The 13,253-nt window shown below is 67.0% G+C and carries 15 protein-coding genes and 1 pseudogene; 5 read left to right on the top strand and 11 right to left on the bottom strand.

Annotated elements, in window-relative coordinates; translation table 11 throughout:
* Window positions 1-287: 287 nt before the first annotated feature.
* From AOK00_RS12020 to AOK00_RS12005, 3 genes are all read right to left on the bottom strand, one after another.
* Window positions 288-593 (bottom strand): hypothetical protein, encoded by a 306-nt coding sequence (locus AOK00_RS12020; protein WP_159041749.1) that lies wholly within the window; start codon window positions 591-593, stop codon window positions 288-290.
* A 177-nt stretch (window positions 594-770) separates the two neighbouring features.
* Complete coding sequence (locus AOK00_RS12015) at window positions 771-1,187, bottom strand: hypothetical protein (protein WP_055600305.1); 417 nt, start codon at window positions 1,185-1,187, stop codon at window positions 771-773.
* Between the two features lie 1,203 nt (window positions 1,188-2,390).
* Window positions 2,391-2,744, bottom strand: coding sequence for a homeobox domain-containing protein (locus AOK00_RS12005; RefSeq protein ID WP_063886585.1), 354 nt, complete (start codon window positions 2,742-2,744; stop codon window positions 2,391-2,393).
* 253 nt (window positions 2,745-2,997) lie between these two features.
* Between AOK00_RS12005 and AOK00_RS12000 the strand changes: the two genes are divergently transcribed.
* Entirely contained in the window at window positions 2,998-3,549 is a 552-nt protein-coding gene (locus tag AOK00_RS12000; RefSeq protein WP_055600303.1) for a hypothetical protein, read from the top strand.
* 237 nt (window positions 3,550-3,786) lie between these two features.
* On the top strand, window positions 3,787-4,128 hold the full coding sequence (locus AOK00_RS40200; protein ID WP_107097370.1) for a hypothetical protein: 342 nt from the start codon (window positions 3,787-3,789) through the stop codon (window positions 4,126-4,128).
* On the opposite strand, the gene AOK00_RS11990 is transcribed toward AOK00_RS40200, so the two are convergent.
* The gene (locus AOK00_RS11990; RefSeq protein WP_055600301.1) at window positions 4,094-4,963 is read right to left on the bottom strand and encodes an alpha/beta fold hydrolase; all 870 of its coding nucleotides are present in this window, start codon (window positions 4,961-4,963) and stop codon (window positions 4,094-4,096) included. The two genes, AOK00_RS40200 and AOK00_RS11990, sit on opposite strands and share 35 nt — an antisense overlap.
* A gap of 119 nt (window positions 4,964-5,082) precedes the next feature.
* On the opposite strand from AOK00_RS11990, the gene AOK00_RS11985 reads away from it, so the two are divergent.
* The gene (locus tag AOK00_RS11985) at window positions 5,083-5,667 is read left to right on the top strand and encodes a TetR/AcrR family transcriptional regulator (protein WP_055600300.1); all 585 of its coding nucleotides are present in this window, start codon (window positions 5,083-5,085) and stop codon (window positions 5,665-5,667) included.
* Window positions 5,668-5,911: 244 nt separating this feature from the next.
* Here the strand turns inward: AOK00_RS11985 and AOK00_RS37010 are convergent.
* A protein-coding gene (locus tag AOK00_RS37010) for an IS5 family transposase (protein ID WP_173861545.1) occupies window positions 5,912-6,720 on the bottom strand; the annotation gives its coding sequence in 2 pieces (ribosomal slippage) (window positions 5,912-6,381 and window positions 6,381-6,720; 810 coding nt in all).
* Window positions 6,721-6,805: 85 nt separating this feature from the next.
* The gene (locus AOK00_RS11970) at window positions 6,806-7,384 is read right to left on the bottom strand and encodes a hypothetical protein (protein WP_055600299.1); all 579 of its coding nucleotides are present in this window, start codon (window positions 7,382-7,384) and stop codon (window positions 6,806-6,808) included.
* Window positions 7,385-7,710: 326 nt separating this feature from the next.
* Here AOK00_RS11970 and AOK00_RS39015 point away from each other — a divergent pair, with 326 nt between their 5' ends.
* A complete protein-coding gene (locus AOK00_RS39015; protein ID WP_159041748.1) occupies window positions 7,711-8,166 on the top strand; it encodes a hypothetical protein in 456 nt (151 codons plus the stop codon).
* A 440-nt stretch (window positions 8,167-8,606) separates the two neighbouring features.
* On the opposite strand, the gene AOK00_RS11965 is transcribed toward AOK00_RS39015, so the two are convergent.
* Both AOK00_RS11965 and AOK00_RS11960 read right to left on the bottom strand, forming a co-directional pair.
* The gene (locus tag AOK00_RS11965; protein ID WP_055600298.1) at window positions 8,607-9,497 is read right to left on the bottom strand and encodes a hypothetical protein; all 891 of its coding nucleotides are present in this window, start codon (window positions 9,495-9,497) and stop codon (window positions 8,607-8,609) included.
* Between the two features lie 183 nt (window positions 9,498-9,680).
* Window positions 9,681-10,451, bottom strand: a complete 771-nt coding sequence (locus tag AOK00_RS11960; protein ID WP_055600297.1) for an IS5/IS1182 family transposase — start codon at window positions 10,449-10,451, stop codon at window positions 9,681-9,683.
* 130 nt (window positions 10,452-10,581) lie between these two features.
* On the opposite strand from AOK00_RS11960, the gene AOK00_RS39010 reads away from it, so the two are divergent.
* Entirely contained in the window at window positions 10,582-10,920 is a 339-nt protein-coding gene (locus tag AOK00_RS39010) for a hypothetical protein (RefSeq protein ID WP_159041747.1), read from the top strand.
* A gap of 262 nt (window positions 10,921-11,182) precedes the next feature.
* On the opposite strand, the gene AOK00_RS11950 is transcribed toward AOK00_RS39010, so the two are convergent.
* From AOK00_RS11950 to AOK00_RS37005, 3 genes and pseudogenes are all read right to left on the bottom strand, one after another.
* The gene (locus tag AOK00_RS11950; RefSeq protein WP_055600295.1) at window positions 11,183-11,410 is read right to left on the bottom strand and encodes a hypothetical protein; all 228 of its coding nucleotides are present in this window, start codon (window positions 11,408-11,410) and stop codon (window positions 11,183-11,185) included.
* A gap of 104 nt (window positions 11,411-11,514) precedes the next feature.
* Complete coding sequence (locus AOK00_RS39005) at window positions 11,515-11,982, bottom strand: hypothetical protein (RefSeq protein ID WP_159041746.1); 468 nt, start codon at window positions 11,980-11,982, stop codon at window positions 11,515-11,517.
* A 60-nt stretch (window positions 11,983-12,042) separates the two neighbouring features.
* A pseudogene (locus AOK00_RS37005) lies at window positions 12,043-12,975 on the bottom strand (IS5 family transposase).
* Window positions 12,976-13,253 lie beyond the last annotated feature (278 nt).

Genomic DNA, 13,253 nt, shown 5'->3' with positions numbered 1-13,253 from the left:
CGCCACGTGCCTCATCACCCATCGACACGTCCAACGCCTTTGTTAGGACCTCTTATTGATGATGATCGGCGGCTGCCCGGCCGGAGCGGGAGACTGACCTGGAGTCGTCATGGAGACGTCCTTCGTGCGAAGTGATGAGGAAAAGCGCACGATAGGGCCGCCCCCGCCCTGGCGATGCCGGAACCGCCCAGCCGTCATTCTGACCGGGGATCCCTCGAGCGCCAGTTCCACAGCGCCGCTGCAACCTGGGTTCCGGCTCTGCCGTGCCACATGGGCTCGCCGCTCGCTCAGACGATCGCCGCTCGCCTGGCAGCGACAGGCTGCGTGGTCAGGCCGGTGCAGGAGCGGTAGACCGTGAGGCGCCGGCTAGCCATCAGCGGGGGAACGCCGGAAAAGATCAGACACCTGCCGCGCTGGCCTGCCCCGACTGCCCGTATGTCCAGGACCGGACGCCCGACCCCATCGTCGAACGGCACCACATCCCCCAAATGCAGCTCCCACGGCATAACGTCCTGCGCCATCAGACCGGGCAGCGGCCGCGGCAGCACCGTAGTGATCGCCGGAGCGGCACCGCGGGTCTCCTCATAGGTCATGATCCATGTCTCCTGCACGAGGAGCAGCCCTACCCATGTCGACCAGCCCTCCATGCATGACGGGCTGGCACGCTGGTCAACTTCAGGGCGGGGTGCCGCAAACTCCAGCCCGCTGCCACCCCACCGCCCGCTCGGTCGGGTGGATCGTGACCCTCATCCCGGCTGAGTCGAATGGTGTCAGGCGGTGGCGATACCGGCGAGGGTGCTTTGGAGCCGGCGAATCGCGTCTTCAGCTTCCGTGTACTGCTCGACGGGCGGTGGGACGGCGCCGAAGGTAGGGCCGTGTTCGGCAGGCATGGCGCGCCAGTGCAGGATCGGCGTCAGGGCGGTCGCAGCTGCGCCGAGGAACCAGGCCATGCGTCCATGTACGTGGGCGAGGGCGATGGCCACGGCAGCGAGTGCTTCCCGCAGGTGTTCCAGCCGGGCGACCGCAGGTAGGTCCTGCTGGGCCTGCGGGGCGCCCACGGCGGCGTGCAGGTCGTCGGCTGCCTTCGCCGCGACGGCACGGTCTTTGGGCGTCAGGATCCATTTGTGGTCGCGGATTTGCCGTTCGGCCTCCTTCACCAGTTCTTCGATGTCTCTTCCCATGTCCATGACCCTGATCGTATGCCTGCGCTCCTCAGCGGTAGACCATCCAGAGAGGCCCCAGCCCAGGTCAGCACCCGTGAAAACCGATGACGCACACCCCTGCACAAGGCACGACGCCCATGAACCGGACGGCCGCACCGCGACACCGACGTGCACGGCTTTCGTCACCCACGTCGCACGGGCGTCACTCGTCCTCGTGCCGGAACCCCTCCAACGAAGGACGCGCCGGACTCGAGCGGAGCGGAAAGCAGCGTGGGGTAGGTACGGGAAGTCGGTGGCAGGCCGGGCACCGGTGCCGGGCTGTTGGGGGCGGCCCCGGTCCCCTGTGCGGTATCGGGGCCGCAGAGCGGACTGGTCTGGCCAGGGCGCCCTGGCCAGTACACGCATCACCCGGCCCGACGTGCCGACTGCGCCGACACGCACGCCGTCAGCCTGGTGCGTGCGCTGCTTCTCGCGTGTGTGGGTGGCTGCGCCCATACCGGGCTGCCGACGAAGTGCACTGCTCCGGGCCCGAAGTCTGCAGTGATCATTTCCCCCTCCGCTGTCCAGCGGAGGGGGAAGCGGGGACTCTACGGCCAAACGACCTCACCGTCTCGAACCACCAAGGGCTCGAACCGGTCCGACTCGCAGAACCTGGTCCAGCCCAGGCGGACCGCCCCGGTCGCCGACCGGTGCCGGTCATCGGCCTTGGTGGCCAGCCATCTGAGCAGCTCCCCAGCGCGGTCGAATTCATCAGGGTGGATCTCCTGTCGAGCAGTCAGAGCCCATGCCCCGCCCTCAGTGCGCAGCAGCACCGAGAGCAGTGCGCCGTCCACCTTCCAGGCCTCGCCATGTCGGCCTAGCAAAGGCACAGGGTGGTCCTCTGTCAGGAACTCTCCGCAGTCGTCCTCCACCACGATCGGAAACGCGGTCACAATAGGAGAGTCTCCGGTTTGCCGCCCAGCCCGAGATGCCACCGAAGCTCTGTGACCTCTTCATCCGACAGACTGTCCCGCAGATTCAGGACGAGTGAGAGCTGAAAAATGTCAGCCGTAGCGGCAAGCTACCGTCCGGGTATGACGATTCCACCGGCGATCTAGCAGCTGCCCGGACGATCACGAGGTGCGTACTCCTGGCTCCTGAATGATCATGGTCTTGCTTTGCCCTGCTACCGCCTCCATGCCGTGCCTGAGCTCGTGGCGCTAGAGGTGGCGTGTTGGCCGGGGTTGGTCAGTCGGCCGGCTCAATGGGTGGTGGGGCCGGGTGGTTTTCATGCCGCCAGATCACGGCGTGTTCGACCTGGGAGACGGTGAGTCCGGTCTTCTGCGCGAGCTGTCGGGTGCTCAGGCCCCCTGGGTGCCGCTGGAGCGCCAGGGCGACCTTGCCGGCCCAGAGCTCGACGTCGACGAAGGGTCTTTGTCGGTAGTGGTGCTGCAGTTCGGCCAGGTGCTGGGGCGAGCAGGCAGTGAGGATCCGTCTGCCGTCGAGTAAGGGGTCCTGCCCGTATACCGCGGAGGAGTCGGCGACGAGCGCGTGGATCTGCGAGCCGGGTGTGCTGAAGGTCCCGCACAGATCGCAGCGCATGATGATCACCTGGACGTTCTCCGCGTACAGCGCGGTGCTGCTGGGGCGGCCCCGATGCCGGGCGTGGGATCGGGGCCGCGGACGACGAGGGTCCGGCCGTGGGGCGCCCGGACCTGCGGACGCGCAGCCCGGCCCAACGCGCCGACTGCGCCAAGGACACGCGCTACGCCCTGCGTTCCTCGGTGGGCTGCATCGTGCGGGTGAAAGAGCCGTGGGGGACGGTGTCGGGACCCATCCCGGTAAAGGCTCAAGGGTGAGCATCCACAGCGTGGACCCCGTGGGCCTGGAGGCGATCTACCGTGCGCTGGTGGCGTTGGGGGCGGCGCCGGTGCTGGACCCGGAGGTGTCGCCGGACGGTCCGCAGGACGAGGACCGCGCCCGGCTGCTGGGGTGCCTGCTCGCCAAAACCGAGCTCGAGCTGGCCTCCGTGGAGAGCGCGGCTGAGGACGGTCTGACGGTCGTCGGGGATGCGTTCATGGGGTGGCTGGACGAGGTCGGGCCGGACCGGGAACTCATGCTCGCGCTGCTGGCGCCACGGCTGGAGAGAACGGCGTTCCAGCTCCTCGACCCCGACGACCCGGACGCCGACAACACGCCGCCGACGCAGTTCACGGCCTGCTCGGCGGTGACGACGGCGGCGGCCGCGCTGGGCGTCCACATGCACGGCCGGCGTACCGACGCGGACGAGGTCCGCCGGTCTCTGGGCCGCGTGGAGTCCTGCCTGATCCAGCTCCTCCAGGCCGTCCACGACGTCCGCGTCACCATCGGCGACGCAGAACCGGACGAGGACGAGGACGAGGGCTGACCGGAGCGCCCGTCACCAGGTGGGCTGATGCGGCGAAGGAGGTACGTCACTCGAGCCGCATATGTGCGTGCAGGCGCTGACCAGCACGGATGGAGGCTTTCGCCGCCCGGGCAGGTCAGGGGTTCACCTTCCGGATGTCTCTTATGAGGGCTTGCCGTTCACGGCCGGATTAGGAGGCATACCCACACGTATGCCTGCGCGGCATCGTTGCCGTCCCACCCCGAGCCCACTTGAACGATGCGGCCGCTGAACTCCTCCGGCTGTACCGCGACCACGGCGGCGTGGACATCGTCATCGTTCTGGGACGACGACGGGCTCCTCCCCCGCACCGACACTGCAGGCGTACGCGAAGCGTTCACGGTCGGCGGCAAGACCGTCGCTGCCGCCCTGATGGTGCTGATCGCCTCCCTCCGCGCCCTGCTGCCGCTAGGCGTCGACCTCACCAGCGCCAAGCTGCTGCCGATGCGTGAGGTCCCTGCCCGCCTCGGAGCAAGTCGGCCATCGGGCCATCGGCTAATGGCCGACCTGCGCCGCGATGGCGTGTTCAGCGGGTCAGGAAGGCGAGGATTCGCTGGTTGACTTCCTGCGGCTTCTCGGCGAGGAGATGGTGGCCGGCGCCTTCGATCATTGCGGCGTCCGATCCGGGGGGCAGTACGGCGAGAATGTCGGCGAGTGTCGCCTCGTCGACCACGGGGTCCTCGGTTCCGTGGAGGTACAGGGTGGGCTGAGAGGGCAACTTGTCCAGCACGCGGGCCATTTCCCATTGCGGGGTGCCGAAGGTTGCGGCGGGGAAGTTCTGTCGGTAGAGCTCCAGGCCGAGGTGGAGCCTCTCAGGCGTGTTGAGTCCTTCCTTCATGGCCTTGCGGTCCTCGGTGGAGTCGTAGCCGGGGACGTTGCCCGTCCAGTGGTCCCAGAGCCAGTCGAGGTAGGCGAGGTCGTTGGCGGCGACGAGCTGGTCGGCTACGGCCATCTGGAAGAAGTAGAAGTGGACGTACCGCTCGATCCTGTCGGGATCCGCGCTGTTGCGCTCGTAGAACGGCAGGGGCGGGACGTCGTTGACGACCACTTTGGCCCACCGCTCGGGTGCGGCCACGGCGGCTCCCCAGGTGGTGAAGCCGCCCCAGTCGTGCCCGATCAGGACCGCGTCGGACCCGCCGCCGAGCGCCTCGTGCAGGGCGTTGGCGTCGGCGATCAGGTCGGGAAGGCGCATGCTGCCGTCCGGCGGAATCTGGGAGGGGGCGAAACCCCGCATGGTGGGGACTACGGCGTGGTATCCGGCCTCGGCCAGCGCGGGCATGAGGTACCGGTAGAGCCTGGGTGTGTCGAAGCCGTGCAGCATCAGGGCGAGCGGGCCTTCCCCTGCTTCGACGTAGGCAAGGTCCAGGCCGTTGACGGTGATCCGCTTGTGGTCCATCTCAAGCTCCTCGTCTCTATGACTCACTATAACGAACGTTCTATCTAGCCCGGAAGCTAGCACGGTGTTCACACGGTCCACAAGCTAGAGCGAACGTTTTATCTAGTAGGCTCGGCCACATGGCGACCACACCACAGCCGGGCACCCGGGAGCGCATCGTTCGTGCGGCTTCCCTGCTGATGCAGCGGCAGGGGTATGAGGGGACCGGCATCAAACAGGTCGCCCAGGAGGCCCAGGCCACGCTCGGCTCGGTCTACCACTTCTTCCCCGGCGGCAAGCAGGCCGTGGGCGTGGCCGCAGTCCAGCATGCCGACCAGGAGTTCGCCGACCTGCTGTCGGCGTCACTGTCCGAAGAGGCCGACCCGGCGAAGGCCATCGCCGCCTGCGCCCGCACGCTCGCCCGCCACCTGCGCGACTCCGCATGGGTGGACGGATGCCCGATCAGCGCGACCGCACTGGAAACCACCGGACGAGTCCCCGCTATCGAGCACGCCGTCACTCAAGCCTTCCAGCACTGGCGAGCCATCGTGGCAGACACGCTTCGCGGAGCCGGATTCCCGGAGGGCGACGCAAACGACCTGGCCACCACCGTCATCAGCACCCTCGAAGGCGCCGAACTCACCGCACAGGTCTACAAAAGCGAGACGCCTCTGACGGTCGCCGGCGAGCACATGGCCCGGCTCATCAACTCCTACAAGGCGTAAGAACTCCATCCCACTCGTGCGTGTCGTCGGTACACACGCACAAAACCATATGATCACCCGGTTCTCCGTGCCTGTTCAGGCACTCGGAGGGCCTGCAAAGAGGGCGGGCAAGTGGACGAGTCGGATGTTTCGCAGCGGGGGCCGGTCCGGATAGTAGCGGCGAACGTCGTGAGAGCACCGGCGACGAGTACCGCGCTATGGAGTCCCACCGGGGACGAAGAACGCCCCGGACTAACTGATCGTTTCAGAATGATCTCCGGAGCCGGCGGAGGCAGATAATGCTGGCCGCCAGTTCCAGCAGTCCCTGATGGAGGTCGGCTCTGCGCTCGTAGCGGGTGCGGAGCCGTTTGAATTGGTGGAGCCAGGCGAAGGTGCGCTCGACCACCCAGCGTGTCCTGCCGAGCCCGGAGCCATGCGCCTTGCCACGACGCGCGATCTGCGGCTTGATCCCTCGCTTCCACAGCACGCGGCGGTACTTGTCGAAGTCGTAGCCGCGGTCCACGAACAGCCGCTTGGGTCTGCTGCGTGGCCGTCCACGCAGGCCCCGGATAGGGGGAATGGCGTCCAGGAGCGGGATCAGCTGCGTGACGTCGTGGCGGTTTCCGCCGGTGAGCGACACGGCCAGTGGGGTGCCGTGCCGGTCCACGATCACGTGGTGCTTGGAGCCCGGACGTGCGCGGTCCACTGGCGAGGGGCCCACATGATCCCCCCTTTCAGCGCCCTGACGTGGGAGCCGTCGACCGCGCAATCATCCATGTCCAGGACGCCGTTCACCCTCAGCTCGGTGAGCAGTATCTCGTGGAGGCGGCGCCAGACGCCGGCCTCGGTCCAGTCCCGCAGACGTCGCCAGGCTGTCACCCCCGAGCAGCCCACGACCTGGGTGGGCACGTCTCGCCAGGCGACTCCCTTGCGCAACACGTAGACGATGCCCGCCAGTGCCACGCGGTCCGATACCGGCAGCCGGCCGGGGTTCCGATGGCGTCGAGCCGGCCGAGTGGGAAGAAGCGGAGCTATGCGCTCCCAGAGGTCATCAGGAACCAGGTCAGCGGACACGGTCGCAGAGTCTGTCGAGACCAGTCGTCAAACACCAACAGAGCCGTCAAGATCGGCACGTTGAACGATCGGGAATCTGTCCGACTCAGCGCCAGCCACCATGCCGCGGTTCCGAGTACTCGCCGAACGGCGGGTCGAAGACGTCCCCATCGTCGGTCACCACGTATTCGGGCTTGGTCCTTGAGGCTGCCGCATGCAGGCGGATGACGAGGTCAGGGACAGGAAGGACACGCAGAGACAGAGCCGCAGCCACGCGAGCGCGCTCTTCGGCGATCTCCGGGTTGGCCCTGATCAGATACGTCTCAAGATGCTGGGCGGAAGTCTGCATGACCTCCAGATCGCCGCCGCCGGAGAAGCCAAGGCAGTCCTGCCATTCCAACCCGATGATGATCTCCAGAGCGCCCGCCAGGTCGTCGGCGATCAGCCCGCCCGCCCCTTCAGAGCTCGCGAACACCACTGCGCGCCGGCCGCCTTTCTCGGCGCACAGGAAGTACGCCCCGCCGGTGAAATCTCCTGCGATCGGCTCCAGCGGCTCGCCCGAGGCAAGCCTCAAGCCGTCACCGCACTCCTTCCGCTCGATGTCGAACTCGAAGGACGCACGCAGCAGCCCGTGGATGTCCCGCATGCTCCGGATTAGATCGAGCAGGTGATCGCTTGAGGCCATGACATCGACGATAGCCAGGGCCGCTGACGTGCCGGGACCTGGGCCACCCCCGGGCGACTGCAGCCGACACCACTCAGCGGCCACCGCCGCTTCAGGTCATTCTGAAACGACCAGTAATACGAGGAAATGCACGAGCGACAGCGCGAGGCGCATTCCTCACGACAGATCCGGATCGAGGACGGCGACGCTCATCTCAAGAACTAGCGGGCACTGGCCCGCCCCCTCGGCCGTCGCGAGCACGTGAGCGACATGGTCCAGTCAGCAGGACATCGACTCAGCCCGTTTTCACGCCGACACCGCCTGCTACGTCTGCTACCAGGACGTCGATGACGACAAGCGCCAACGAAGGGCGTGCGCAAGAAGAGCTCCAGGCCAAGCAGACCAACCTTGCTCACCAGCTCAATGCCGAGCGGGATGCCCAGCTAGCTCCTTTCGTCGCCGCCCTTGAGGAGCTCGCCGGGCAAGTGGAACAGCTCGAGCACAAGCTCACCGCGTTCCCTGCCATTGAGGCGATCTTCCAGCGTCGCGACCAGGCCCGCGTAGCGTTGAAGGCCGCCGAGGAGGTCGTCGAAGCACTCGACAACGACGTCGCGGCGCCGCTGGTCGCCGGCGCGAAACCGACTGACCGAAGTTCCTGGCCGAGTTCCGGGGAGACCCCTGGGTGGACCATGACGTCTCCATCAGAGACTCCGATCTCACCTTCTACGTCGGCACCCGGCCCTGGGCGCAGAAGCGAAGGTGCTGTTCTTCCTCGCCTACAGCTACGCGACGCTCTTCCTTGAGCACGACCTGGACAACGAATGCACCTTTCCGGGCCTGCTCCTTCCCGACAAACCCGTACCAGCAAGGTATCGACGAGAACGTCGTACGTCGTGTGCTGCAAACCCTCGCGCAGGCTGTGAGTGAGACCGGTGCCCAGGTGATCAGCACGCAGGCCCTCACTCCACCCGCCGACCCGAAGACAATCCGAGTGATTCCCATGCCGAGGACGTACGCCGCCCCGTAGAGGTCAGATCTACCCGCATATGGGGACGTCGTCCAGTCAGGGACGCAATACCGGCCGCTTGATACCCGCCCGGGAACCAGGCGTCATCTCGCCCCCGCGCCTTGAGTCTGGCGCGGGTTCATTCGCAGGTCTAGTCGTGAGCGAGCAGGTCGTGGCGAAACGGACGGGTCCGGCAGCGAACTGCGCTGCCGGACCCCGCCCGTGCTCGGTCTGCGGTCAGTAGCAGGTGACGTACAGGTCGACGCCGTGCGGCGTGTTGTTGCCGGTCGCCTGGACCTGCCAGCCGTCACGGCCGCCGCTCTCCGCAGCGGTCAGGGGCCTGCTGGTCACCAGTGTGTCGTCGTACCCGGTGACAGCCGCTCCGCCGCCGACGACCTTCTTGTCAGTGGCGCACTGCAAGACGCCGCCGGCGACGTCGTCGGAGGTCGTGTGGGTGTAGCGGGTCGTCGTCAGACCGGCGATGGGATCGGCGCAGATCGCGTAGCCGTCGACCCGCAACTGCTCCGCATGGACGTCGTAGCCGGAGACGATCCACTGGTTGGGATTGGCGCTCCCGGCCGGGCCGGGGTACGACTGGTTCAGGTTCCGAGTCCCGCCGTAGACCGTTCCGCCGCCGCCGAAAGCAACCTTGCCGGTGGGGCAGGTGGTGACGAGCGGGGCGTTGCGGTCGATGGTGAAGTGGTACTGCTCGGCCACCTCGTAGCCGGCCGGGGCGTAGATGCACACCGCGTGGACCGTCACGGTCAGCGGCTTCGGCCCGCTGCGGGCCGACGCGGTCCAGCCGTACGCCCCCTGGGAGTTCTGGGCGGGCATGCTCTCGACGAGGGCCACCATGTTGGAGTACAGCGGCTGGCCGACCGTCGCAAAGGCGCCACCGGAGATGGGGACCTGCCCCGGGGGGCAGCTGACTGTCACCGCCTGGTCGTCGCCCACCGAGGCGGTCTTCTTCACCATCACCATGCCGCGGAAGGGACCCGACGCCGGCGGTGTACCGTCCGCCACCATCACCGCGTGCGAGTCAGGAGCCCCGGTGACCACCCCCGCCAGCGTGCCGGTCACGACCGCCATCGCCATCACGGCCGACCTCAGCCTCTTCAAGATGCGCATGGAACGTCCTTCGCGTGTACACAAATACATGACAGAGAGTGATTGTTTCATAGCGCGCTGTGCTCGGCCGACGTTTCACCGAAACCATGATCGGCCGGACAAGTCCTAGTACTGCAACGGTGTTTAAAGGGTGTGGCAGAAGGTCGGGCTTCGGCAGGCTGAAGTGGCGCCTGACCTGCTGTTTCACCCTGTCATGGCGAGGTTGTGCATGGTGGCGACGGCCTGGACCGCGCGGTGAAGGCCGTCTCCTTTCTGGCGGCAGTCGCGCAGGATCTTCCAGTTCTTCATCCGGGCGAAGGTGTGCTCGACGCGGGCACGGACGCGTCGGTGTTCGGCGTTGTCTTCCTCCTGGCCGCGTAGGAGGGGCCGACCGGCTCTCTTGCGGTGCGGGACGATCAGGCCGGTGCCGAGGTAGGCGCCGTCCGCGATCACCGTCGTCCCGGCCGCCGCGGCCGGCAGGCCCGACTCCCGCCACACGTGGGCATCGGCCTTGTTCCCCGGCGCCGGCCGGGCCGAGGCGATGACCAGACGGCTGTCCGCGTCGATGATGACCTGCACGTTCGCCGAGAACCGGTAGTTGCGGGAGGAGGCTCCCACGGTGCGGTCGCGGACCGGGATCAAGGTTCCGTCCACGATCCACAGCCGGTCCACGTCGGCGACCGGCCGCGGGGCCGGCTCCAGGGCCAGCAACGGACGCAGGCGGTGGATGACCCGGCAGACGGTGGCCGGGGAGACCCCGAAGAGCGGGGCGAGCTGCCGCATGGTGAGGTTGGCCCGGTAGTAGACAGCTACCAGCAGGACCCGGTCGGCCAGCGGCAGGCACCACGGCCTGCCACCACCGGGACCGTTCCCGCCCCGCTCCTTCACTACCTTCACCAGCTTCGCGAACCGGTCGATCCGCAAGCCCGTGAACGTCTCGACCCACACCGGCTCAGCCCGCAACACCCCACCCATACAGGGGAAATGCCCGGAACTGAGCCTTCTGCAACACCTTTTAGGGCCTGTCCGATAGGTCGGTGACGGCTCGATGAGCGTCACCTGGCCAGCCTCGTGTCGTTTTGGAGATGCCGGGATACATCACTCGGTGGAACTGATCAACATCGCGCTGGAGAAAGTGCTGGCCAGCCCGATCTTCCGAAGGGACAACATGACGCCAAACACTCGCAAGCGGACCTGCGCCCGAGTCGCCGCACTGCTCACCGCTCCAGTGCTCGCCCTGGGTTTCCTGGCGCCGTCGGCTTCCGCGGATGGACCGCTCGGCGTGGACACGAGCGGCGAGGGCCTCAATGTCAATTTCGACATCGCCCAAACCGTCTGGACAGTCGTGACCAGCACTGCACTCAAGCCCTTGTGTCTGAACGGTGCGGAGGACGACTCATTCCTCGTTTGCCCAGTGACCGACGAGCTCACGGACACCAATTAGGCAATCGGCGGCGTACCAACGGCGAAGTGAGACCAGGGCTTCACGCATGGTCCTGAGAGACGAGAGAGCCTTGGCCTGCTCCGGGGCTCTCTCGTTTCGGCCGTTTCCCGCGCGCCGTGCCCGGACCCGTCGGACACGCCCTAGCGCACGCACAGACCACCCCCCAGGGCTCCCCTGGGGGGTGGTTCGAGGGGAAACACAACATCACCCCACCCCCGTCTCAGGGGGTGGGGTGATGTTCCGTCACTCACCAGGGACCGCCCTACTCAAGGCCCAGCTTTCCGAGCGCAACGGGCACGACCCCTTCGTAGCTGCTGTCGGTCTCCTGGTTGTTGTTGAGGATCCGGTCATTTCGCACGACTCCATCGCGGCTGCCGTTGTCAGTGCTGATCGACTGGCCGATGCCGGTGCCGGCCTGAGCCGCTCCGCCGAAGGACAGGGCGGCGCCCGCCAGTGCGACCGCTGCGAGTACACGCTTCGTGTTGTTCATGCCTCGCGAACGATCATCACTGGATGTGGTCACGAAAGAAGCTCCGGACGGCTGCGGAAACGGCGGCCCGCCCGCCCCGGGGGTCCGGGCGGGCGCTATCGGTACTAGGAGCTGTCCGGCCGATCATGCGCCTGTGATGGAACATGCACGATGTCGCCCAGGTCCTGGCATCTGCGACGCCACCACGGCCAGGCATGTGGAGCGTGAGGGTCGGGCAGCGTGCGTGCCAGGAAGTCGGCGTCGGCTTCTTTGACGGCTGACGCGATTTCCCGGGCTGCTCGTCTGTCGAGAGCGCCGATGGCTCGCTCTATCAGGAGGCGGTCGTCCCAGATGTCGTAGCCGGGCAGATGCGGTTTGGGCAGGCAGAGCGGCCATCCTGAACGGCGCACGAAGCCCCGCCAGCACTGGATGGCGTGTTCGAGCACTTGAACAGGAAGGCCGCGTTCGGCCTCAAAACGGGCCGCCTGGCGGCGGGTGTGGGGTGAGAACTGTGAGGACCGGCGCCGGTAGTCCTGAAGATGGGACCGGCAGACAGCGTCCAGACGTAGAGCAGCCGCCGTCTTGCGGGGCATGACTCTTCTTTCGAAGTAGTGATCTCGGCAGGTCACTCTACTGTCTGGTCTTGGGGTGGTTCACGGCCTGAGCCAGATGGCCAGCGCCGCGGCGGTTGCCGTACCGAGGTAAACGTAGCCACGTTTGTCATATCTGGTGGCGACGGCTCTGGCGTGCTTGAGCTTGTTGATGGCCCGTTCGACGGTGTTGCGTTTCTTGTACCGCTCCTCGTCGAAGCCGGGTGGCCGTCCGCCGCGTGAACCTTTGCGCCGGCGGGCGGCCTGGCGGTCGGTCTTCTCCGGGATCGTGTGCCGGATGCCCCGGCGCCGCAGGAAGTTCCGGACGGGCCCGTTGCTGTACGCCTTGTCGGCGGCAACGCTGTCGGGCTTCTTACGGGGCCTGCCTGGCCCGAGGCGGGGGGTGCGAATCTTCTCCAGCACCGGCTGGAACTGGGTGCAGTCCGCCCGCTGACCTGGTGTGATGATCAGGGACAGAGGGCGGCAGCGGCCGTCCGCGCTCAGGTGGAGCTTGGTGGTGAATCCGCCGCGCGAGCGGCCCAGGCCCTCACCTCCCGCACCACCTCCGCCAGGCGGGCGACCAGGCTCTGCCACGGCGTCTCGTCCTGGTGTTCTGGCCTTTCGGCCCCCTTTGAGCCGGGCGCCGGCGGTGGGTCGGTGCGGGCGCCGGCTGCATGCTGATGCGCACGGACGATGGGTGGAGTCGACCGCGACGTCCCAGTCGATCTCGCCTGCGGCGTCGGCCGCGGCCTGGACCTACTGGAGCAGACGTTCCCAGGTTCCGTCGGCCGACCACAGGCGGTGGCGTTCGTAGACGGTCTTCCACGGCCCGAACCGCTCGGGCAGGTCACGCCACTGCACCCCGGTCCGCACCCGGTGCAGAATCCCGTCGATCACCTGCCGGTGATCCCGACACCTGCCACAACGCCTGTTACTGACCGGAAGGAACGGCCGCAGCCGTTCCCACTCGGCATCACTCAGATCACCCCGCCCCATGCCCACATCAACGACACGGCGGCGGAGTAGTCACATGATCGGCCGGACAGGTCCTAGGCGTTTGACAGCGAACCCAGTCGTTTTCGGCTTCTATTGATCAGAAACGGTTCGGGTTCCGGGTCGCTGCAGGGGTGTGAGCGATCTGGTAGGGGACGCACGGCATCTCTCGCCGTCGGTGCAGGAGGTCCTGCGGCTGGTGACACCGGCGCGGATCGCGCCGGTTGGCCGGGAGATCGTCCTGAACTTCGTCTCGGATACGACGCTGGGCCTGCCGAAGT

Origin of the sequence: Streptomyces aureus (genome assembly GCF_001418135.1) — a bacterium.
Taxonomy (GTDB): domain Bacteria; phylum Actinomycetota; class Actinomycetes; order Streptomycetales; family Streptomycetaceae; genus Streptomyces; species Streptomyces aureus_A.
The sequence above is the reverse complement of the archived record's forward strand: the minus strand, read 5'-3'. Positions and strand labels throughout refer to the sequence as shown.

Bases quoted from the DNA above. Each gene is read 5' to 3' on its own strand.
- AOK00_RS12005 (WP_063886585.1), bottom strand. From the start codon at position 2,744: ATGCGCTGCGATCTGTGCGGGACCTTCAGCACACCCGGCTCGCAGATC.
- AOK00_RS39015 (WP_159041748.1), top strand. From the start codon at position 7,711: ATGACGACAAGCGCCAACGAAGGGCGTGCGCAAGAAGAGCTCCAGGCC.
- AOK00_RS11990 (WP_055600301.1), bottom strand. From the start codon at position 4,963: ATGGACCACAAGCGGATCACCGTCAACGGCCTGGACCTTGCCTACGTC.
- AOK00_RS11960 (WP_055600297.1), bottom strand. From the start codon at position 10,451: ATGGGTGGGGTGTTGCGGGCTGAGCCGGTGTGGGTCGAGACGTTCACG.
- AOK00_RS40200 (WP_107097370.1), top strand. From the start codon at position 3,787: ATGCGGCCGCTGAACTCCTCCGGCTGTACCGCGACCACGGCGGCGTGG.
- AOK00_RS11965 (WP_055600298.1), bottom strand. From the start codon at position 9,497: ATGCGCATCTTGAAGAGGCTGAGGTCGGCCGTGATGGCGATGGCGGTC.
- AOK00_RS12015 (WP_055600305.1), bottom strand. From the start codon at position 1,187: ATGGACATGGGAAGAGACATCGAAGAACTGGTGAAGGAGGCCGAACGG.
- AOK00_RS11950 (WP_055600295.1), bottom strand. From the start codon at position 11,410: ATGAACAACACGAAGCGTGTACTCGCAGCGGTCGCACTGGCGGGCGCC.
- AOK00_RS11985 (WP_055600300.1), top strand. From the start codon at position 5,083: ATGGCGACCACACCACAGCCGGGCACCCGGGAGCGCATCGTTCGTGCG.
- AOK00_RS12020 (WP_159041749.1), bottom strand. From the start codon at position 593: ATGACCTATGAGGAGACCCGCGGTGCCGCTCCGGCGATCACTACGGTG.
- AOK00_RS11970 (WP_055600299.1), bottom strand. From the start codon at position 7,384: ATGGCCTCAAGCGATCACCTGCTCGATCTAATCCGGAGCATGCGGGAC.
- AOK00_RS39005 (WP_159041746.1), bottom strand. From the start codon at position 11,982: ATGCCCCGCAAGACGGCGGCTGCTCTACGTCTGGACGCTGTCTGCCGG.